The organism is Arthrobacter sp. UYEF36, assembly GCF_040547025.1.
In the GTDB taxonomy this organism is placed as follows: Bacteria; Actinomycetota; Actinomycetes; order Actinomycetales; family Micrococcaceae; genus Arthrobacter.
Map to the genome: position 1 here is coordinate 39,686 of NZ_JBEPOX010000015.1, position 19,729 is coordinate 59,414.

At 65.6% G+C, this 19,729-nt stretch carries 16 protein-coding genes; 6 read left to right on the plus strand and 10 right to left on the minus strand.

The genetic code is table 11. The features are described 5' to 3' along the window. Positions 1-86: 86 nt before the first annotated feature. The 9 genes from ABIB29_RS18520 to ABIB29_RS18560 all read right to left on the minus strand — a co-directional run bounded on the left by ABIB29_RS18520 (position 87) and on the right by ABIB29_RS18560 (position 10,869). Positions 87-1,568, minus strand: coding sequence for an NAD-dependent succinate-semialdehyde dehydrogenase (locus ABIB29_RS18520; protein WP_354174315.1), 1,482 nt, complete (start codon positions 1,566-1,568; stop codon positions 87-89). Positions 1,569-1,778: 210 nt separating this feature from the next. Beyond that, positions 1,779-3,464, minus strand: coding sequence for a thiamine pyrophosphate-dependent enzyme (locus tag ABIB29_RS18525; protein ID WP_354174317.1), 1,686 nt, complete (start codon positions 3,462-3,464; stop codon positions 1,779-1,781). A gap of 349 nt (positions 3,465-3,813) precedes the next feature. Then, complete coding sequence (locus ABIB29_RS18530) at positions 3,814-4,041, minus strand: hypothetical protein (RefSeq protein WP_354174319.1); 228 nt, start codon at positions 4,039-4,041, stop codon at positions 3,814-3,816. A 128-nt stretch (positions 4,042-4,169) separates the two neighbouring features. Beyond that, complete coding sequence (locus ABIB29_RS18535; protein WP_354174321.1) at positions 4,170-5,498, minus strand: MFS transporter; 1,329 nt, start codon at positions 5,496-5,498, stop codon at positions 4,170-4,172. Positions 5,499-5,597: 99 nt separating this feature from the next. Then, entirely contained in the window at positions 5,598-5,978 is a 381-nt protein-coding gene (locus tag ABIB29_RS18540) for a RidA family protein (protein ID WP_354174323.1), read from the minus strand. Next, on the minus strand, positions 5,975-6,715 hold the full coding sequence (locus tag ABIB29_RS18545) for a hypothetical protein (RefSeq protein WP_354174325.1): 741 nt from the start codon (positions 6,713-6,715) through the stop codon (positions 5,975-5,977). The genes ABIB29_RS18540 and ABIB29_RS18545 overlap by 4 nt, the downstream gene beginning before the upstream one ends. Beyond that, positions 6,708-7,700, minus strand: coding sequence for a membrane dipeptidase (locus tag ABIB29_RS18550; RefSeq protein WP_354174327.1), 993 nt, complete (start codon positions 7,698-7,700; stop codon positions 6,708-6,710). Before ABIB29_RS18550 ends, ABIB29_RS18545 begins: the two co-directional genes overlap by 8 nt. After that, entirely contained in the window at positions 7,697-9,415 is a 1,719-nt protein-coding gene (locus ABIB29_RS18555; protein ID WP_354174329.1) for a hypothetical protein, read from the minus strand. Before ABIB29_RS18555 ends, ABIB29_RS18550 begins: the two co-directional genes overlap by 4 nt. A gap of 2 nt (positions 9,416-9,417) precedes the next feature. Beyond that, entirely contained in the window at positions 9,418-10,869 is a 1,452-nt protein-coding gene (locus tag ABIB29_RS18560; RefSeq protein ID WP_354174331.1) for an aldehyde dehydrogenase family protein, read from the minus strand. A gap of 128 nt (positions 10,870-10,997) precedes the next feature. On the opposite strand from ABIB29_RS18560, the gene ABIB29_RS18565 reads away from it, so the two are divergent. From ABIB29_RS18565 to ABIB29_RS18575, 3 genes are all read left to right on the plus strand, one after another. Beyond that, complete coding sequence (locus ABIB29_RS18565) at positions 10,998-11,897, plus strand: LysR family transcriptional regulator (protein ID WP_354174333.1); 900 nt, start codon at positions 10,998-11,000, stop codon at positions 11,895-11,897. 1,051 nt (positions 11,898-12,948) lie between these two features. Beyond that, positions 12,949-13,377, plus strand: a complete 429-nt coding sequence (locus tag ABIB29_RS18570) for a hypothetical protein (RefSeq protein ID WP_354174335.1) — start codon at positions 12,949-12,951, stop codon at positions 13,375-13,377. Positions 13,378-13,726: 349 nt separating this feature from the next. After that, positions 13,727-15,067 (plus strand): ParB/RepB/Spo0J family partition protein, encoded by a 1,341-nt coding sequence (locus ABIB29_RS18575; RefSeq protein WP_354174337.1) that lies wholly within the window; start codon positions 13,727-13,729, stop codon positions 15,065-15,067. 572 nt (positions 15,068-15,639) lie between these two features. Here the strand turns inward: ABIB29_RS18575 and ABIB29_RS18580 are convergent. Continuing rightward, positions 15,640-15,939 carry a hypothetical protein gene (locus ABIB29_RS18580; RefSeq protein WP_354174339.1) on the minus strand — a complete coding sequence of 100 codons (300 nt, stop codon included), beginning with the start codon at positions 15,937-15,939 and terminating at the stop codon, positions 15,640-15,642. A 255-nt stretch (positions 15,940-16,194) separates the two neighbouring features. Between ABIB29_RS18580 and mobC the strand changes: the two genes are divergently transcribed. Genes mobC through ABIB29_RS18595 form a run of 3 tightly spaced genes read left to right on the plus strand, consistent with a single transcriptional unit; the run spans position 16,195 to position 19,450 of the window. Further along, positions 16,195-16,554: a plasmid mobilization relaxosome protein MobC gene (gene mobC, locus ABIB29_RS18585; protein WP_354174341.1), complete on the plus strand. Its 360-nt coding sequence runs from the start codon at positions 16,195-16,197 to the stop codon at positions 16,552-16,554. Positions 16,555-16,556: 2 nt separating this feature from the next. Continuing rightward, on the plus strand, positions 16,557-18,188 hold the full coding sequence (locus tag ABIB29_RS18590; protein ID WP_354174343.1) for a relaxase/mobilization nuclease domain-containing protein: 1,632 nt from the start codon (positions 16,557-16,559) through the stop codon (positions 18,186-18,188). A 29-nt stretch (positions 18,189-18,217) separates the two neighbouring features. Beyond that, positions 18,218-19,450 (plus strand): hypothetical protein, encoded by a 1,233-nt coding sequence (locus tag ABIB29_RS18595; protein ID WP_354174345.1) that lies wholly within the window; start codon positions 18,218-18,220, stop codon positions 19,448-19,450. The last annotated feature ends 279 nt before the right edge of the window (positions 19,451-19,729 follow it).

Here is a 19,729-nt window from a genome sequence, read left to right on the forward strand (position 1 = left end):
TAGAAGTATGTGTGCTTCAGAGAAACCAATCGGAAGGCGTTCATGTGGCCTATGCTCGTGCCCTCACGCGGCGCCCCCGACGGGGCCTAGCCGGCGTAGGGGTCGGCGATGCCGATGTACTGGGTGTAGAGGTATTCCTCGATGCCCTCGAGGCCGCCTTCGCGGCCCAGGCCGGACTGCTTGACGCCGCCGAACGGGGCGGCGGCGTTGGACACGACGCCGGCGTTCAGGCCGAGCATGCCGGTTTCGAGGCGTTCGCCCATCCGGATGCCCCGGTTCAGGTCCCGGGTGAAAACGTAGGCCACGAGGCCGTATTCGGTGTTGTTCGCGAGCCGGACGGCCTCGTCCTCGGTGTCGAAGGTAATGATCGGGGCGACGGGGCCGAAGATTTCCTCGGACAAGATCCGGGTGCCCTCGGTGACGCCCTTGAGGATGGTCGGCTGGTAGAAATAGCCCGGGCCCTCGACGGCGGAGCCGCCGGTCACCGCGACCGCACCGGAGTTCACGGCGTCGGTGACGAGCTCGTGGACCTTGTCCCGGCTCTTGGCATCGATCAGCGGGCCGACCTTGGACTCGGCCTCGGTCCCGCGGGCGGTGGTCATGTCCGCCATCTTCGCGGCGAACTTCTCCGCGAACTCGTCCGCGACGGACTCGTGCACGATGAACCGGTTGGCCGCGGTGCAGGCCTCGCCCATGTTCCGCAGCTTCGCCAGCATGGCACCGGTGACGGCGGCATCGACGTCGGCGTCCTCGAACACAACGAACGGGGCGTTCCCGCCCAGCTCCATCGAGGTCCGCAGGACCGTCTCGGAGGCGTCGGCGAGCAGCCGGCGGCCGACCTCGGTGGAGCCGGTGAAGGACAACTTCCGCAGGCGCTGATCCTTGATCAGCGGCCCCGTCGTGGCGCCGGCCGTGGAGGTCGGGATGACGTTCAGGACACCGGCGGGCAGGCCGGCCTCGACCATCACGGCAGCGAACAGCTGGGACGTCAGCGGGGTCAGGTTCGCGGACTTGAGCACCATGGTGCAGCCGGCGGCGACGGCGGGGGCGATCTTGCGGGTGGCCATGGCCAGCGGGAAGTTCCACGGCGTGATCAGCAGGCACGGGCCCACCGGCTTCTTCGTCACCAGCAGCCGGGACTTGCCGTCAGGGGACACGGAGTAGCGGCCGAACGCGCGGACGGCTTCCTCGGAGAACCAGCGCAGGAACTCCGCGCCGTAGCTGACCTCGCCGCGGGCCTCGGCCAGCGGCTTACCCATTTCCAGGGTCATCAGCAGCGCGAAGTCCTCGGCCCGCTCGGTCACGAGCCCGAAGGCCCGGCGCAGGATTTCCCCGCGCTCCCGGGACGGGACCTGGGCCCAGGACTCCTGCGCGGCCGCGGCGGCGTCCAGCGCCGCAGCGCCGTCCTCGGGCCCGGCGTCGGCGATGCCCAGCAGAACCTTCCCGGTGGCCGGGTCCTCGACCTCGAAGGTCTTCCCGGACGCGGCCGGACGCCATTCGCCGTTGATCAGCAGGCCCGTCGGGACCGAGGCCAGCAGGGCATTTTCTTCGTCAGGTGAGACGGACATTCGTTTTCCATTCGTCGGGTGAATCTGGGGGGTACGGGCGGCGCGCTGTTTGGCGGGCCGCATCACGTCGACCCGAGGCTGGTGATTTCCGGGGGATTCAGGACACTCGCCGGGATGCTGAACGAGACGGCGGGGACGGATGCCCTTGCCGCGGCTGCTGTCGATGTCCCGGCGGTGCGTGAGGTGGGTCGGGCTGAGGGAAGTGTTCGTTTAGTAGGCCTTGACGCGTTGTTCGACGACGAGGTGGATGAGTGCGAAGACCTTGTCCTCGTCGATGGCCTTCAGTGCCGCCGTGATGGCAGCGGGGATGTCCTGGTCTCTGTCCACGTTGATGCCGTAGCCGCCAAACGCTGTGGCCATCATGGAAAAGTCCGGGTTTTTGAGCTGCGTGCCGGAGACCCGGTCCGGATAGTGGCGTTCCTGATGGGTGCGGATGGTCCCGTATTCCTGGTTGTCCATGACGATGACCAGGGGTGTGGCGCCGTACTGTGCGGCGGTGGCGAGTTCCTGACCGTTCATCAGGAATTCCCCGTCGCCGGCGATGGTGACCACGCGGCGGCCGGGGTGGGCCAGGGACGCTGCAATGGCTGAAGGGATGGAGTAACCCATCGAGCCGTTCCGGGCGCTGATCATCGAGGCGTAGCCCCGGGTGGGGAAGTATCGGTGGGCCCAGTTGGTGTGTTCGCCGGCGCCGAAGGTCACGATCGCGTCGTTGGGAAGTGTGGGAACGAGGTTGGCCATGAGGGTGTCCATCCGGGCCGGTCCCATGCCCGGGGCCGCCGGCGGGAGTGCGGCGAAGGATTCCTGTTCGGCGCGCATTCTGGCGGTCCAGGTCTTCCATTCGGGCTTGACCTCGGGCTCGATCCTGGCCAGGTCCCGGACGAAGCCGTCCGGTTTGGCGAGGATCTGCCGTGAGACAGGTCCGGAGCGTCCGCGGAGGGAAGGGTCGATGGTGACGAGGAAGTTCTTTTTCTTCCAGTCCTGGCGACAGAGGAAACCGTCGGTGATGACGTCGCCGGGGACCGTGCCGACGAAGATGAGAAGGTCGGTCTCTTCCAGCAGATCGTAGGTGGGGCGGGGGCGGCCGTAGCCGATTGGTCCGACGTAGGAGGGGGAATCGAACGGGACGGTTCCCTGCGTGCGCCATTCCGCCGCGGCCGGGATGTGGTGCTTTTCCAGCCACCGGGTGAGCTGGTCCGCACCGTCCTGGGTCCAGTCGTTCCCGCCGGTCACGAATAAAGGCTTGCGGGAGGCTGCCAGGGCGGCGGCGAGTGCTTCGGAGTCTGCGGTTGTCATTCCCCCGGTGGCGACGGGGATGGGCGGATGCAGTTCCGGGTCGATCTGCTCGCGGATGACGTCCTCCGGCAGGCCTACCACCACGGGCCCGGGGCGTCCGCTCATCGCGGCGAAGAAGGCCTCTGCCACGATCTCGGAGGCCCGCTCGGGGTGGTCGAGGACCATCACGCGTTTGGCGCCGGTGTCGAACCAGGCCTTGATGTCGAATTCCTGGAAGGCCTCCCGGTCCCGGTGCGCGAAGGGAATGAGGCCGACGAAGAGCACCATCGGAGTGGAGTCCTGCCAAGCCGTGTGCAGTCCGACGTGTGCGTTGGCGGCACCGGGCCCCCGGGTCACCATGGCGACGCCTGGCAGCTGGTTCAGCTTTCCATCCGCTTCCGCCATGTAGCTGGCGCCGCCCTCGTGACGGCAGACGATGGTTTCGATCGAAGAGGTGTGCAGTCCGTCCAGGACGTCGAGATAGCTCTCGCCGGGTACTACGTGGGCGCGCCGGACGCCGTGGGCGACGAGGGAGTCGACGATGACGTGACCTGCGGATTTCAGGGCGGGGGCGCCTCCGGAAGCAGGGGCCGGCTGTGGTGCGATGGCGGTCTGGGTCATCGTCCGCCGTCTTTCGGGTCGAGGGGCCCGGCAGGCACGTCCTGATGACTGCCGCCGCGTCGGGCGTGGCCGGCTCTCGGATGGTCGGTGTTGCCGGCTAACTTCATTGATGCTTCCTTGTCTGCGTTGTGCTGTTTCATTTGGCTGCTGCGCAGCGGTACTGCTGCCTGGTTGTGTCGGCGCGCGGACTTCCGCGCGGAACCCATCTCCAGGGGGCGGGGATGGTGTAGCCGGCGGATGGGCCGGTCCCGTGGCGTCGTGGACGGGTAAACGGTCTGCAACCGGGACAACGTGGCTTCCCAGTGGCGGATCGGCATTACCGGTTGGATTGGTTTCCCGGTGGGGTTGCCTATCCGGGGGAGTTGCCGAGCCGTCGTTCCTCGCGTGTTTGGCCGAACGGCACCTCGGGGTGAAGGGTGACGGTGAAGTCGTTGTAGGCGTGCTGGGTGACCAAAACGCCGTGACGGCACCCGGCCATGGCCTGGGTGATGGCCGTATCGACGGCAGCGGTCAGGTTGGCTTGGATCGTGTCGGGGTCTTCGCCGCTGACGTCCAGGGTCAGGGTTGTCGGGCGCATGGTTCATGCTTTCTTCCGGTCGCGGAAGCGGACGCGGAGGCGGAGGGGTCGCGTCGCGCGTTGGCGGGCGCGGCATGGCCTTGGAAGGACAGCCGCTCCCGTTCCGCTGCGGTTGGCGGGTGGTGGTGTCAGGGGTGGAGGGCGGCTGCTTGTTCGAGGTTCTGGCCCTTGGTTTCGGGGGCCATGAAGAAGCTGACGGCTGCGCCGAGCAGTGCGATGCCGGCGGCGATCCACATGGTGCCGGAGAGCCCGAGGTGGGTCAGGGCCAGCGGGGTGGCGAAGGTGCCGATGGCGGCGCCGATGCGGCTGGTGCCGGTGCACAGTCCGACGGCGGTTGCCCGGACTTTAGTGGGGAAGAGCTCGTTGGGGTAGATCCATTCCAGGATCGAGGGGCCGCCGTTGAAGATGGCGTAGAAGGCGAAGGCCAGGGCGATCAGGCCCAGGGGTGCGGTCGGGAAGAGCGCAAGGAAGAGCAGGCCGACGCCGGAGAGGATGAAGCCCCAGATCAGGACAGGCCGGCGGCCGAGCTTATCCACGACGAGGAGGGCGACGACGTTGCCGACTAGGAAGAATAGGTTGATCAGCCCGTAGCCGATGTTGGCTTCGTCGCCGGACTGGAGGTTGAACAAGGCCAGGATCTGGGGTCCGAAGGCGTAGATCGAGAACAGGGTCACGATGGTGCAGGTCCAGAAGATGGAGATGAAGATGACCCGGTGCAGGTAGCCGCCGGTCAGGACCAGTTTGAAGGCCTGGGCGGTGCTGAGTTTGGCCGCGTTGGGGTCATGGGCGGTGATGCCGTCCAGGGTGGCGCCCTCGCCGATAGTTTTCTTCAGGATCTCCAAGGCCTCCTGGTGGCGGCCCTTGCCGACGAGCCAGTGCGGGGATTCGGGGATGGTGGCCCGGGCGATGAGGATCAGGACGGCGGGCACGGCCGAGGAGAGCAGCATCCAGCGCCATCCGTCCTCGAAGGAGAGAAGCCAGTAGCCGACGAAGGCGGCGACGGTGGCGCCGACGAACCACATGGCGTTCAGGCCGCCCAGGAGCCGGGCGCGCCAGTTCTTGGGAACGAATTCGGCGACCAGGGAGGTCGCGATGGGGTAGTCGGCGCCGACGGCGATGCCGATGAGCAGCCGCAGCGCAAACAGCTGCCATGCTTCCTGGACGAAGAACTGGGCGATGGAGAACACGATGATGGCCATGAGGTCGATCGTGTACATGAGTTTGCGCCCGATTTTGTCGGTGATGTTGCCGAAGATCAGGCCGCCGAGGAAGACCCCGATCAGGGCAGAGGCGCCGATGAGGCCGTTCCACCAGTCATTCATCTGCCACGCCGGGATGATCTGGACCAGGGCGATGCCGATGATGGCCAGGATGTATCCGTCGAGGAACGGGCCGCCTGAGCTGAAGAGGGTGAGGCGTTTGTGGAAGGAGTTCAGCGGTGCTGAATCGATGGTCATTTGAGGTGCAGGTGCTGGTGCGTGGGAAAGCATGGTGGTTCCGATCTGGGAGGAGGGAAAGCGACGTTGGTAACCCAACAGATCCGTGGCCGTGGTCGGTCAGGCTGTTACGGCTGCGACCGCATCGATCTCGATGCGTTTTTCGCCTCTGAACCGGGCAACCTGCACGGTGGTCCTGGGAGGCAGGGGGTGGCCGCTGAGCCTGGTGAGGTAGGCGGCGTTGTAGTCATCAAATTCGTCTAGGTCGGCCAGGAAGACCGTGAGCTTGAGCAGGTGGGACAGGCCGGACCCGGCCTGTTCCAGGGCGGCTTCGAGGTTGTCGAAGGCCTGGGTTACCTGGTCTGCGATGCCGGCCGGGACGGTGCCGTCTTCCCGGGCCGGTATCTGCCCGCACAGGTAGATGATGCCGCCGGTTGCGGCGGAGGCGGAGTAGGGGCGCGGTTTACCGTCGGTGAACTGGGTCCGGGTGATCGCGTTCATGCGTCCGGCACCAGGTACTTCCGGGACATCTGGTACATGGTTTGCCATTCTTTCTCCCGCATTGTCAGCGGTTTGGGCTCGATGAAGATTGTTTCCGGATTCGTGTGGACCGGTTCGGGTAGCGCCATGACCACGGTGCTGTCCCCGGCGGTTTGCGGGATAAGGGCCGTGACCGCCTCCGACGCCAGGGTCCGGGTGGCCGAAAGCTCCCCGTCGGTGACGGTGAGGTAGTCGGTGGCGTCTCCGTCATCCGGTGCCGCGCCGGCGTGGGCCGTGGCGATGATGATCCGGCGGCCCAGGGATGCGGTGTGCCTGGGCACCAGTTCATTCCAGAGCAGTCCCGGGATGCGGGCATCAGATGTGCGGGTCACGGATACTTCTCCGTCCGGGGCGTCCGCGGCGAGGTCGAGAAGTTGGAGTGCGGTCCGCAGGGGAGGCTGTCCGGCGCAGTCAAGCTCGCGCAGGGTGCCTCCCACCCAGGATGTGTCACGGGCCGTCGCCGATAGGAGAGGTGTTCTCCAGTCAGCGTCCAGCAGTTCTTCGAGGAGGCGGAGACCGGCGTGTGCGTCGGCTTCGGCGCGGAGGACTGCGAGTGCTCCTTCCTGGGCCTCGAGGGGGTCGGCGCCGGCCGCGCAGAGGGACCGGAAGGCCGCTTCTTTGATTTCGCGGGGCTGGACGGTGATGGTTCTGTCCGTCTGCTGCCCGTCCAGGGCTGGACCGGTGATGGAGTCAGACATGCGCGTGTTCCTTTGTGGTGTCCATGACTTGGGTGAAGAGCCGGGCCCAGTTCCCGCCCATCACGGCTGTGATGGTGTGGTCGGTGAGGCCTGCTGCTGCGAGGCCGTCGGTGAGCCGGGGAAAGTCCAAGGGGCCGGTGAACCAGTCCGGCCACAGGGGCCAGGTCGGCGTGTTCTGTGGATCGGTCGGTTGCCAGCGGCCGTTGCGGAGCCAGCCGACGAATTCCTGGTCCCAGCCGCGGGTGCAGTCGCTGCCGATACCGACACTTGCGGGACCGTACTGGTCCACCATGCGTGCCACCATCGTGCAGAAGCTCTCGAGGGTGACGTGTTCACCGCCGCTGACGGTGGGGTAGAGGCAGCAGCCGATGACGCCGCCGCGGTCCACGAGGGGCTGGATGACCTCGTGGGGTTTGTTCCTCGGGGTGTCAAAGAACCAGAGCGGGTTGGAGTGGGTGACGGAGACCGGCACCGAGGACGCATCGATGGCGTCGCGGCTGGTCCGGTATCCGACATGGGAGAGGTCGATGAGCATGCCCACCCGGTTCATCTCTTCCACAATCACCCGCCCGTAGCGGGTCAGGCCGGCGTCGTCGGATTCGAAGCACCCGCTGCCGATCAGGTTCTGGTTGTTGTAGGTCAGCTGGGCGATCCGGACGCCGAGCCGGTGGAAGAGTTCAACGTAGCGGTAGTCGTCTTCGAAGGGGCTGGCGTTCTGGAACCCCAGGAACACGGCGATCCTGTTTTGCTGCTTCGCGGTTTCGATGTCTGCCCCGGTTGAAGCCAGGAACGCCAGGTCCGGGTTGCGGTTGACGAGCTCCAGCCACTGGCCGACGGACCGGAGGGTGTCCGCGGCGTTTTCCCAGACGGCGCAGGTCGCGTTGACCGCGCTGACGCCTCCGGTGCGCAGTTCTTCCAGGACGGGGCGGCTCCAGTTGCTGATCTGCAGCCCGTCCACGACGGTCAGCTGTTCGTGCAGGCTCATTGTTCCGGCCCCTTCGGTGCCGTGGGGAAGAGCCAGTCGTCCTCGTCCGTTCCGTGGTTGATGTCCACCGCGCGGGGGGCTCCGCTGAACAAGGTCACGCGCAGCCAGTCCGTGGACTGCGGGCTGAAGTTGTTCATCCCGTAACTGGCCAGCTGAAAGCGCTGGGTGCTCAGGGGCAGGAATTCACCGTCGATGAGGTTGTCCTGCAGCTCCCCGTAAAGATAGTGACGTGTCTGCTGGACCCGGGCCGCGGCGAAGCGGTGACCGGGGTGTGCCAGCAGGAAGTCCGCGATGCTGCGGTGGGCCGGAAACGCCTCGAGGTCCGCGGCGAGGGCATTGATGCGGCGGGCGATGTCCGTGCCGTGCTCGGCAGCACCTTCGGGCCGGGCTGCGCGCAGGTCCCGGCGGGGTTCTTCGTTGGCTGCGGAAGAGAACCAGTAATACCGCGTCCTCTCCGGATCGGTGAAGTCGTAGCCGCGGGCCCAGGCGTAGTTGGTCTCCAGCAGCTGCCTCAGTTCCCAGCAGGGCATGGCCGCGTCGAACGGTGCGGCGCCGTCAACTCTGAGCAGGGACTCCGCAATCTCGTCGAAGTCGGAACGGAGTTCAATGACGATGGAGGCAAAGATCCCCCGGGCTTCCGGGCTAAGGCTCGCGGCCTTCTCATGCAGGCCTGCCAGGAACGGCGCGGGTTCCGTCGCGGAATTCATGTGAGTCCGCAGCTCCTTCAGGAGCTGCTGGAGCTGGGGCCGGATCGCATCGGTGGGCAGGAAGGGGGCGGTGCGGAGTGCGTGTTTCTCTTCCAGGTGGCGGTCAGCCTTAACCAGAAGCTCCGCGACGCGGGCAAGGTCCGGGTGACCGGGTGCGTAGTCCCGGCCGAGCCCGGCAGCGAGAGGAATTTCCCGCAGTCGGCACCAGGCGTCCAGATAGTCCGGGTGGTTGATCACGAACGGGACCATGCCCAGCCCGGTGGCGTTGCCCAGTCCCAGGTATTTGCCCCACTCCGGGTCCAGGGGGACCGCGGTGGTGCCGGCCGCCGCGGCCTTGGCGCGGGCGACGTGTTCCACCATGTCCATGCTCAGCTCACGCAGCAGCCAGGCGGTCAGCATCTGGGACCGGTACGGCACGGCCAGCGGGTGGTCGGCGGGGATGTCCGTGAATTCCTTGAGCCCGAATTTTCCGTTGCCGTAGAACGCGGTGCTGCGGATCAGGTACGGGCTGGGGCCGATGGCGTCGACGTCGGGCTGGGACCCGGAAGCCAGGCAGTCGCTGACGTAATCGAAGAAGCGTGCGCTGCGGTTTGCCCGGGTCAGGATGATGGTGTCCGGATCGACCCGGCCGCGTTCCTGCACGGGAACATTGCGGCGCAGTTCGGCTTCGCGCTCGGGCGTCAGGTCCCCTTCAATGAGTGCCGCGGTCACGTCCCAGGCATCGGCGATGACCCGGTCGGTGCGTTCGCTTTCCTCCAACGTGCGGCAGAAAGCGATGAAAGTCAGCTGCCGGCCTTCGGCGTCCACGGTGTAGACGGCGGTGCCCCGGGCATCGGCGTCCAGATCCAGGCGGGTCCTGGACACGGACCATCCCCGGGCCGCGGCGCGGCGGAGCATGGTGCGGGCAAAGCTGTGCCGGGTGGCCCATGCCCCGTTCATGTCGGTGCCGGAGAGCACTTCCTCCGGGGCGCGGAGCCCGTGTGCGGTTCGTTCGTCCTGAAGTGTCATGATCATGCCTTCGCCGGTGCCAGACGGAGGTACGCGGTTTTTTCGTGGGTAAAGAACGCCGCGGCGACGGCACTGTTCTGCTCCCGGGGACCGGCAAAGGTTGAATCCTTCATCCCGCCGAACGGGGCATGAATTTCGGAACCGGTCGAGGGCGCATTGACCTTCACGAGGCCGGCGTCCAGATACGTCACGCACTGCCGGGCGGCGCGCTCATCGCTGGTGAACACCGCGGCGGTGAGTCCGAAGTCGGTGTTGTTCGCCAACGCAATGGCTTCATCGAGGGTGGCTGCGCGGAGAATGGTGACCACGGGGCCGAAGACCTCTTCGCGGCAGATCGTCATCGACGCCGGCCCGGTCAGCACGGTGGGCAGGACATAGTGCCCGTCCATGGCGGGAGCGGTGGCCTGGGCCAGGATTTCCCCGCCTTCGGTGATGGCCGTCTCGATCGCGGCGTTGATCTCGTCGCGGGCGGAGCCGGAAACTACGGGGCCGATCTGCACCGACGGGTCAGTGCCCGGGCCCAGGACAAGCGCGGTGACTTTCTCCTTGACCCTGGCCAGGAACGCCTCGTGCCCGTCGCCGACGAGGATGATCCGCCGGGTGGCCGTGCACTTCTGGCCGGTGGAACCCATCGCGGCGTTGACGGCGCTGGACGCGGCCAGTTCGACGTCGGCGTCGGGCAGGACCAGGGTGGCGTTGTGTCCGCCGAGTTCCATCTGCAGTTTCGCGCCGCGTCCACAGACAATCCCGCGGATGTGGTGGCCCACCGGAACGGATCCGGTAAAGGTCACGCCCGCCACCGAGGGATGGGAGACGAGTTCGGAGCCCAGCGGGCCCGGGCCAAGGAGCAGGTTCGCGACACCGGCCGGCACACCGGCCGAGGCCAGGATGTCCATCAGCAGGACCGATACTCCGGGGGTGTGGCTGGCGGACTTCCAGACCACCGTGTTGCCGTGCAGCAGTGCCGGTGCAATCTTCCACGCCGGGATCTGCAGCGGGAAGTTCCACGGCGTGATCACACCGACAATGCCCAGCGGGCGCCGCACGGTCAGGATCCGCTCATCGGGGTGGCTGGAAGGGTATTCGGTGCCGACCGGGTTCCGGGCCGAACCCGCGTGGTAGTCGAACGTGTCGGCGGAGGCATCGACTTCCAGCCGGGACTCCGTCAGGGTCTTGCCGTGTTCGGCCGTCATCACGCGGGCTATCTCGTCGGCGCGTTCGCGGATCAGCGCGGCCGCGGCCGACAGGATCCGGCCCCGGGCCAGAATCCCCAGCCTGTCCCAGGCCGGAGCGGCGTCAGTGGCCGACTGGATCGCCTGTGCCAGCTCTTCGGAGCCGGCCTGGTGATAGGTTGTGACCGCTTCCTCCGGTGCCGACGGGTTGAACCGGGACGTCGTGTTCCCGGTCCCTTCAACCCAACTACCGTTGATGAAGCTGCTGGCGGGCCTGGTCATGACGGGCATTCTCGAACCTCTTAGTGTTTGTTGATCTGTGACTGTCCTCACGATCAACGGTAGACCCGGAATGCCGTCCAAAGAAGTATCTATTTGATGAGAATCAATATGCGTTTAGTCTTGTTCGTATGAACCTTCGTCGTCTGGAGCTTTTCGTCGCAGTGGCCGAAGAACTGCACTTCAACCGTGCCGCAGAACGGCTGCACATGGCCCAGCCACCGCTGAGCCAGCAGATCCGAAAACTCGAAGAGGAATGCAAGACCCAGCTGTTCGTACGCAACTCCCGCAACGTGCAGCTCACCGCAGACGGGGAACTGCTCCTTAGGCACGCGCGTAAAGTCCTCAGCCAGTACGGGGCCATGACGGCGGCACTTCGGCAGGCCCGGGACGGCGAAATCGGGCGCCTGCGTCTCGGTTTCGTCTCATCGGCGGCCATTTCGGCTCTTCCGCCCGTGGTCCGGGAACTCCGATCGCAATGGCCCGGCATCGACCTCGAACTCCGCGAGGAGACCACCGACGCCCAGATCGACCTCATTACCGCCGGAGCCCTGGATGCCGGAATCGCCCGGGAGGTCCGGACCGTGCCGGGCCTTAGTTCTACGCTGCTGCAAAATGAACGCCTCGTTGTGGCGGTCGCGACAGACCACGCCCTAGCCCACCGGACCTCGGTCGGGCTTGGCGAACTGAAGGGGGAGAGGTTCATTGCCTTCCCGCGGGACCGGATCTCGCGGCTTTTTGACCATATCGCTGCACTGCTTCACGCCGCCGACGTCGACTTCAACCTCGCTCAGCAAGCCGTCCAGTTCCCGACCATCCTCGGGCTGGTGGCCGCCCATTTGGGCATCGCAGTTGTCCCGGAATCCCTCCGCGCCTTCGCCATCCCCGGCCTTGCCTACCTGGACATCCAGGACGCCAGCGCCATTTCCCGCGTCAGCCTGATCTACAGCAACGACATGACTGACTCACCTCTCGTCGCCAAAGTCAGGGAAGCCTGCCGGCAGACGATGGGAGCCCCGGAGCCCGGCTAGCGCGGTCGTAGCGGGGCGGTCTTGAGGTGATGTCAGGCGGCCTGGTCGCCCAGGCCGCCGTCGACGCCGCGAAATCCCAACACACCAGACTGTTGCGGGTCTTCTACCTCTCCGGCCTCCCGGCGCTGAAAAGCTGCGCCGCCTCCCGGACCTACTACGACCGAAAACGCGCCGAAGGGAAACACATATCCAAAGGCCATGCTGTCGCTGGCCCGCCGCCTAATGTCCTCTGCCATGCTCCGCGACGGCACCGTGTCCGGCCGCTTGACGGCCGGCGCCGTACAGGACAAGTCCAGACAAGCAGGTCCTAAGGTCTTGGGTTAGGGCTTCTTCGGCGCCGCCTTCTCAGCCAGAACGCGTTGCCCGATCTGACCGTGTCCTGGCCCGCCGCCACATCAAGATGTAGCCCACGCCCACGGCCAGGTACAGGAAACCAAAAGCCATACGAACATAGTCCCGGTCGCCCTGTGAAAATGACGAGATTGAGAAGATGAGCCAGCCGAGGGCAAGAAGGATCCAGAGCACGGCTAGAACCGCCGCGGTCCGAGGATTAGCCAGTCTTCTTCGTTTCACTCCGTCAGTCGGGTTGCTGGAACCACGCGGGTCCGCCGGCTCGTCCTCGCTCGTGGGCGAACCCTAACCACGGGCAGCTGAAATAGTAAGCGGGGAACCGGCTCTCCCGGCCCCCTGCGAATCCAAATGTAAAGCCGATCATCGTTTAATTCGGACGTGTACCAAGCGGGGAATCGGGGCCTCGCTGCGCTCGGACTGCTCAAGCATTTTTCTTTTCTTTTTTTGCTGCTGTCCGTTGGATAGTACGTGCCCGCTCCACCGGCTCAACCGTCCTGCGGACGGCGGCGCAGCGGATGCCTTGGGTCGGCGCTGCGCTTATTTCCTCCCACATCCCCTCCGCTGCTTGCCCTTCGGGTTGCCCCGGTTCCGTCGGGCACAGCTACGCGATGCTCCGCCAGCAGGCAAAAAACATGGTGGGGGAGAGGGAAGCCGGTACGTCAGGCACCCGCCCCGCCCCAGCGAAACGGAGCATCACCTCATGAACACACAAACCCAGACCCGCACGACAACGGCCGACACCGCCGAACCAGTCACCGCCCCTCTCCTTCCCGCCGACGACCGGACCGGCGACGGGTACGACTGGATGGACACCCTCGAAGGCACCGCCTGGTCCGTGCTGCCGAACTGGGGCAGCGACGGATGGGACGCCGGATCCTGGCCCTACATCATCCTCGCCGTCGCCCGCCCCCGGGATAAGGACGGGGAACTGTTCGGCTACGGCACCTACGTCGAGGGCGACACTGCCACGCACTGGTTCCGGGCCCAGGACGCCTGCTTCGAGGCGATCACCGCCGAGGTGTTCTTCCACTGGGCCTCCGGCCAGTCCAACGGACCGGACCACCTCCCCGCCACAGCCGCAGGCCTGCCGGAGCAGGACCGGAAGCCTTACCCCGGCTGGACCAGCTAACAGGTCCTGAGGTGTCCCGGCCGCGAACCGGCCGGGACACCCGAAAAGGTAGGCGCCAACGCCCGTTGACAACATCATTGAGATTCCTGCGGATTCTAGGCGTCCGCTCCAGCCCGTCCAGCCCCTCCTTCGTCGGGGCCCGCGGTGCAGGAAATGTCCCTCCGGCGCTCCTTCGTCGCTGATTCCCTCCAGGAATTTCCTCCCCCTTGCCAAGGTGGACAGGCCTCCGTCGGCCGCCGAGCAAGCGAGCTTGCCAGCAACAAAAAAACAACGGGGGAGCAGGGGACGCTGGCCGGTCACCTAAGCCGCCCCACTCACCTAAAACTTCTCGGACAAGAGGACCAACACCATGAACGCCACACCGACCCTCGAAATGCTCGACCCGGCCACCCTGACCGTGGACATCAACGTCCGCAAAGACGCCGCCCTGACACCCGATTTCATTGCCAGCATCAAAGAGCACGGCGTGATGGAACCTGTCATCGCCCACCGTAAGGACGACGGCGGGGTGCATGTCCTGATGGGTCAGCGCCGCACCCGTGCCGCCGTCGAAGCCGGGCGCACCAGCATCCCAGTGATGATTATCGAGAGCCCCGAAGAAGCCGAGCGGATCGTGACCCAGGTCGTGGAGAACATCCAGCGCGCCGAGCTGACCGAAGCGGACGAGGCCGAGGCCTACCACCAGCTGTCCCTGATCGGCGTCTCAGCCGCCACGATCGCGAAGAAGACCGGACGGACGAAGACGACCGTGGAGAGTGCCCTGAAAGCCAAATCGACCGATACCGGGTCCGCCGCCCTGGGCAAGGGGTACACGATTGAAGCCGCCCTGATCTTGGCCGAGTTTGGCTCTGATGAGGACGCGGTGGAGGAACTGGAGTCGGTCATCGCGGACGAGCCGGACATGCTCGCCCACGTCACCCAGCAGTTGCGGGACCGCCGCGACCGCGCGGCCGCCCTCGCGGCGCTGACCGCCGAGCTGGAAGCCGCTGGGATTACCGTGGTCGAACGGGCCGGATACGACGGGGACAGCGAGAACGTCAGGGTGTCCTCGCTGAACCGGGCAGACGGGGAACCGGCCACCGAAGAGGACGCCAACGCCGTGCACATCGTCTGCTCCTACAACGGCCATCACTCCACCGTCCCGGTCGTGGCCGGATGGAAAGAGCTGGGCTTCACGCTCCGGTACAACGCCTACGGCGCGTCAGCGGCGAACAAGGGTCCGATGACCGAGGAGCAGAAAGCCGAGCGGAAAACCCTGATTGAAAATAACAAGCTGATGCAATCGGCTACTGTGGTCCGCCGCGACTTCGTGAAGTCGCTGCTGGCGAAGAAGCAGCCGCCGAAGGGGTGGCAGCACTTCACCGTCCACGCCATCACCCATCACCCCGAAACTGCCAGCGGCTACGAGGGAACCGTCGCCGCCGAGATGGCAGGAGCCACGGCGGGGGAGAGCCCGGACAGGTGGGGGTGGAACCCGTTGCGGGACCACGTGGCCAAGTCCACGGCCCGGCCCGAGGTGTCCCTGATCGCGCTGGTCTGCGCAGGGTATGAGAAGACCATCGCCAAGGACTCATGGCGGTCCCCGAGCATCCGCCACATCGACTACCTGACCCGGCTCATTGCCTGGGGATACACGGCAAGCCCGGTCGAGCAGATCATCCTAGAAGACGGCACCGCCGGAACCGACTAATCTGAAGGTGTGCCGGGCGGCTGAATCCCCCAATGCAGCCGTCCGGCCGCTCACCACATCATGGTCAGAAACCTTCCAGAGGTCGGGCGGTCCGCCGCCCAGTGAGAACCTTAGAAGCTGCTCATCGGCGGCGGACCGCCGTTCGACGCGACCACCAGGAACCCCCCCCGGTGCCGCGGCTCCAGCCCGCAGACCACGCGACCCGCAACGTGGCACCACGCGCCCAATTCGATGACCAGCCAGCCGTTCAGGCTCGGCGCAACATTCAGCTAAGCTGGATCACAGATTTCCTTTGTCCGAGGAGCGGAAAGGGACCGGCCAGCAGGCCGGTCCCTTCCTGCTTAACCGCACACACCCGGACGGGAACGCGGACGTCCGCTCTTCAAATCTCTCCAACCCGGCCCGCAACCTAAGGAGACTGTGCACAGGCACCGCTTACCTAGGGTGACGTGCGCTGGGGATGGTGACGTGGTGGTTGTGTGCAGGCGTTCATCTGGGTCCCGTCGTCCACGTGTGTGCGGGAAAAGCCCGAAGGAGTTAGCTTTTGCCGCGCCCAGGTGGGCGAGGGGTTACTACTCCGAGCCGCCAGCCACCGGAGCAGAATCTTGCGTGGCTTTCCGGCCTCGGGGTCGCCCGCCGGCCTTCTTGGCCGGGGCGTCCAGGCCGAAGCCGCGCAGGTCGGATTCGGTCCAGTCTGCGCGCAGCGCTGCCTGGTAGTCCTTGGCGTACTTTTGTTCCGCCGCGGCGAGCAGCTGGGCGGCATCCTGGACCGCGACTCCGCTGGCAGCAACCTGCTTGACGGCGCTGACTTTGGCGTCCCGGGCGGCGTCGATTTTGGCGGCGGCTTTTGCGGCGATGTCGTTGATATCCATACCCAAACCCTACCGGCCATCACCGACACCCGAATGCTGGTTTCCGGTGACCAAGCGCGAAAGTCGAAAAAACCCTCAAAGTCGACCGTCCGGAGCAAGCTATATACTTACACGGGTGTAAGTGGCTTGTCGCGCTCGACACTGGCGGTCGAGTGCGGCACACTGGTCAGTATGGTCCCCGGTTCCGGGGTCGCTGCGCTGGGCCTTGAAGGGATGGATTGAATGTCGGATGAGGGATTGACTCACCGTTTCAATTTGTCGCGCCGACGCCGGGAGAACACTCCTGCCGGCACCAAGAAGCGCCGTGACTTGTGGGTCACTGTTGAAGAGGAAGCCGCGCTGGTCGCGAGGGCCGAGCGGGAGAAGGTCACTGTCCCGAATCTGCTGATTACTTCGGCATTGTCTGAGACCCAGGAGACGACTACCGAACGGCGTGCCGCTATCGCCGAGTTGATGTCTCTGCACAATCTGCTGGCCCGTTCCTCGAACAACATCAACCAGCTGGCACGGCAGGCCAACGCCACGAGCGAGTTCCCCGCCGAGGCGCACGAAGCCCTGAAACATATCCGCACCGTTGCCATGCGCATCGACGACGTCATAGACGGGCTGATGTAGGGATGATTCCGAACATTACCCGCGGTTCGCGCATGGGCGGGCTCATGGTTTACCTGGCCTCCACGGACGCCAATATGACGAAGAACGCCCACAGCGATCCGCATCTGGTAGCCGGTGACGCTGCGATCATGGCGTGGTACGACGACGGTGTCCTGGACCCTGACGATGCCCTGGCAATCGCCAAGCATCTGGACCGTCCGCGCAAGGCTTATGACGTATCGGTTCAGATCAAGGACATGCAGTGGGATGCGGCCAAGAAAGAGCGCGTCCACGTCGGCTACAAGGACGCCAGCGTGTGGCACTGTTCGCTGAGCCTGCGCGCCGAAGAGGGCGCCCTGACGGATCAGCAGTGGGGCGATATCGCCAACGACTTCGTGGACTCCATGGGCTTCACCGAAGCCAGCGGAAAGGCACAGTGCCGGTGGGCTGCGGTCAACCACGGCACGAGCGAGAACGGCAACCACCACATCCACCTGGCCGTCTCACTTGTCCGTGAAGACGGCACTAAAGCATCCACCCACGGCGACTACAAGAAGGCTCAGGAATCGTGCCGTGAGCTGGAGGTGAAGTACGGGTTGGAACAGCTTTCTACCGTGCACGTCACCCGTGGCTACGACCAGGCGGAGAAGGCCACTGCGGTCAGGGACGAGCGGGAAATGCACCGCTCCTCCTTGGCCCGGAAAGTCCGCGCCAGCGCCAGCTCTTCGGCGACCGAAGGTGAGTTCGTCCGACGCGCCCGCGACACCGGCATGCTGGTCCGGCCGCGCTACGCGAAAAACACCACCGACGTCATCGTCGGGTACTCCGTGGCAGAACGCCCGAAGCAGGGCGAGAGGCCTATCTGGTTCGGCGGCGGCACCCTCGCGTCCGACCTGAAGCTCGGTGCTTTGCGTGAAGAGTGGATGGACTCACCGCATCTGGCAACTGAGGCTGCAGCGGAATGGAACGCAGCTGCCCGCAACAGGCGTACCGTGTCCAGGACCGGCCCCGAAAACGGAACACCCCCGGCGGAAATGTGGGTCGAGTACACGCGGAACGCGAGTGCACTGGTTGAGCAGCTGCGCACACTGCCCCGTGACGATCACGCCACCTGGGCGAAAGCAGCAAGGGAAGTATCCGGCGCGTTCGCGGCATGGTCCCACCGGCTCGAACCGACCCCGGGTCCGCTGGCTGCCACCGCCGCCGAACTGTCCCGCACCGCCCAACTCCGGGCACCACGCCAGCACAGCAAGCCCGTCGCCCTGCCGTCCATTGCCGGCACCGCCATGCTGTTCATGGCCGCATCCAGCAAAAACAAGACGGCCGCGCAAACAGCGCTCATGCTGCAGCTGGTCAACACCGCCTTCGCCATCCACGAGATGCACCAACAGTCCGGACGAACCAGAGAAGCTCAGCGGCTGCGTGCCGTCGTCACTGAGCAGCTGAAACCGTTCGCTGCGACCATGCCCCGGCCGGTCACCGTCGGTGCACCAGAGCCGGCGGCATCGGAACACGTACAGGTACCTAAGTCCGTGGAGCTTGGTCTTCGCGGCATGGCGCCGATCCGCCCTGGTTCAGCCGTGCCAAGTACCCCAACGCCGGCCAAAACCCACCAGCACACGGGCCGTGAATCCGGTCCCGTGCTGGACCGATAAAGACCACCACCAACTGCAAGGGGAACACGATGAGTGAATCAGACGGAATGGATGATGTCCTGGACGGCGGCCTGCGGCAGTCGCTGATGATCGCCTCACGAATTGCCGAGACTCTGGCCCGGCGGCGGCAGGAATCCCAGAGGCAGCAGGAACACCAGGACGCCCAGACAGCACACGAAGCCCAGGCACGACTCGCCGCTGACCGCAGTGCCGCCCACGCGGCGCTGGCACCGGTGGAGAAGGACCAGTGGTGGGACAAGGCACAGCCGAGCGACATTGTGACGGCGCACGCCGTCGCGGAAGGCTGGAAGGCTCACGACCCCACTGTCCTGGCCGCCTCCGAAAAGATCCGGCAGGAAGTCCTCACCCGCTACGGCATCGACACCCACGACGTCGGCACGGACACCGCCTACCTGGAGTCAGGGATCCAGACCATCACCACGGAAAAGGCCCGGCAGGACGCACTGGCCCGCAGCCAGGACGAGACACGCAAAGCTGCTGCCGAACACGAGAAGGCCGTGGGACTGCTCGCAGCGGCCCGCGCAGAAGAACTCCGCACACAGGCCGCCACACTGGCACCGGAAATGGAACGCCACCAGGTGCCTGCAGAGTACCTGGCCAACCCGGAGCTGGCCCAGGCACTACAGACCGCTCACACAGCAAAGACCCCCAAGGCGCTGGAAGCAGCGGACGCTACCGTGCAGGAACGTCTCTTCCTTATCGGCAAGGACGGGATCAACGGTCCCGACCTTGACCAGCTGCGGCAAGAGACCACCGCAAACGTCAACGGTGCCGGCGACTCGCACTTCGAGGATCCCGCGTTCGTGAAGGCGGCCAAGGAGATGTACGAGGCCAAGCTCCTGGCAGAGGGCGGGTTCACAGGCTCCGAGCGGACGTCAGTGGAACAGCGGTACGAACGAGCCGAGAATGAACTCTTTGCCCGCATGGAAGGACTCGGCCGCGAGATCGAGAACCGCGTCACCGGCAACGACAGCAGCCGGCTCAAAGACCAGGGCCTCAAAGCGGAGAGCACTTCGGCCGCCGACTACGGCTCGGCCGAACACCACGAGAAATTCGCTGAGTCCCTAGCCAACACTGGCGCGAATGAAACCCAGATACGCGGACGCCTCGCCGCCGCGCGCAGCGAAGGCACACACCCCAGCGCAGCGGTGACCATGGGCAAGGGGGCCGCCAAGACCAGGACTTCGCGACCAGGCTCAGCAGTTGGTTCCGAGAGGGGCAAAAACGGCCTTGCCCGTTGAGCCTTGGGCGCGGGGTCTACGATCACCAGATGCGAGAGGTCTCGACTTCATCCATTGCGGGTGGCTCTACGCCAGGGCGGAACCGGACATCTCGATACGACTTTTTGTGGAATGAGTCTTCGCCCGCTCAGAGCTTTGACGACTCCAGTTCAAGGCAGCTCCACGCTCCATCAAGGGCGGCCGCCACGCCCCGCATGCTCCCCGGACGATTCACGGCCCACGGCCCGAACCTGTTTGTGTGGGATGCGCGGGCATAACGCAGGACTACCACGGCACCCG

Coding starts and splice junctions, on each gene's coding strand:
- ABIB29_RS18575 (WP_354174337.1), top strand. CDS start 13,727: ATGAACGCCACACCGACCCTCGAAATGCTCGACCCGGCCACCCTGACC.
- ABIB29_RS18580 (WP_354174339.1), bottom strand. CDS start 15,939: ATGGATATCAACGACATCGCCGCAAAAGCCGCCGCCAAAATCGACGCC.
- ABIB29_RS18545 (WP_354174325.1), bottom strand. CDS start 6,715: ATGTCTGACTCCATCACCGGTCCAGCCCTGGACGGGCAGCAGACGGAC.
- ABIB29_RS18535 (WP_354174321.1), bottom strand. CDS start 5,498: ATGACCATCGATTCAGCACCGCTGAACTCCTTCCACAAACGCCTCACC.
- ABIB29_RS18540 (WP_354174323.1), bottom strand. CDS start 5,978: ATGAACGCGATCACCCGGACCCAGTTCACCGACGGTAAACCGCGCCCC.
- ABIB29_RS18570 (WP_354174335.1), top strand. CDS start 12,949: ATGAACACACAAACCCAGACCCGCACGACAACGGCCGACACCGCCGAA.
- ABIB29_RS18550 (WP_354174327.1), bottom strand. CDS start 7,700: ATGAGCCTGCACGAACAGCTGACCGTCGTGGACGGGCTGCAGATCAGC.
- ABIB29_RS18595 (WP_354174345.1), top strand. CDS start 18,218: ATGAGTGAATCAGACGGAATGGATGATGTCCTGGACGGCGGCCTGCGG.
- ABIB29_RS18555 (WP_354174329.1), bottom strand. CDS start 9,415: ATGACACTTCAGGACGAACGAACCGCACACGGGCTCCGCGCCCCGGAG.
- ABIB29_RS18590 (WP_354174343.1), top strand. CDS start 16,557: ATGATTCCGAACATTACCCGCGGTTCGCGCATGGGCGGGCTCATGGTT.
- ABIB29_RS18525 (WP_354174317.1), bottom strand. CDS start 3,464: ATGACCCAGACCGCCATCGCACCACAGCCGGCCCCTGCTTCCGGAGGC.
- ABIB29_RS18565 (WP_354174333.1), top strand. CDS start 10,998: ATGAACCTTCGTCGTCTGGAGCTTTTCGTCGCAGTGGCCGAAGAACTG.
- ABIB29_RS18560 (WP_354174331.1), bottom strand. CDS start 10,869: ATGACCAGGCCCGCCAGCAGCTTCATCAACGGTAGTTGGGTTGAAGGG.
- ABIB29_RS18530 (WP_354174319.1), bottom strand. CDS start 4,041: ATGCGCCCGACAACCCTGACCCTGGACGTCAGCGGCGAAGACCCCGAC.
- ABIB29_RS18520 (WP_354174315.1), bottom strand. CDS start 1,568: ATGTCCGTCTCACCTGACGAAGAAAATGCCCTGCTGGCCTCGGTCCCG.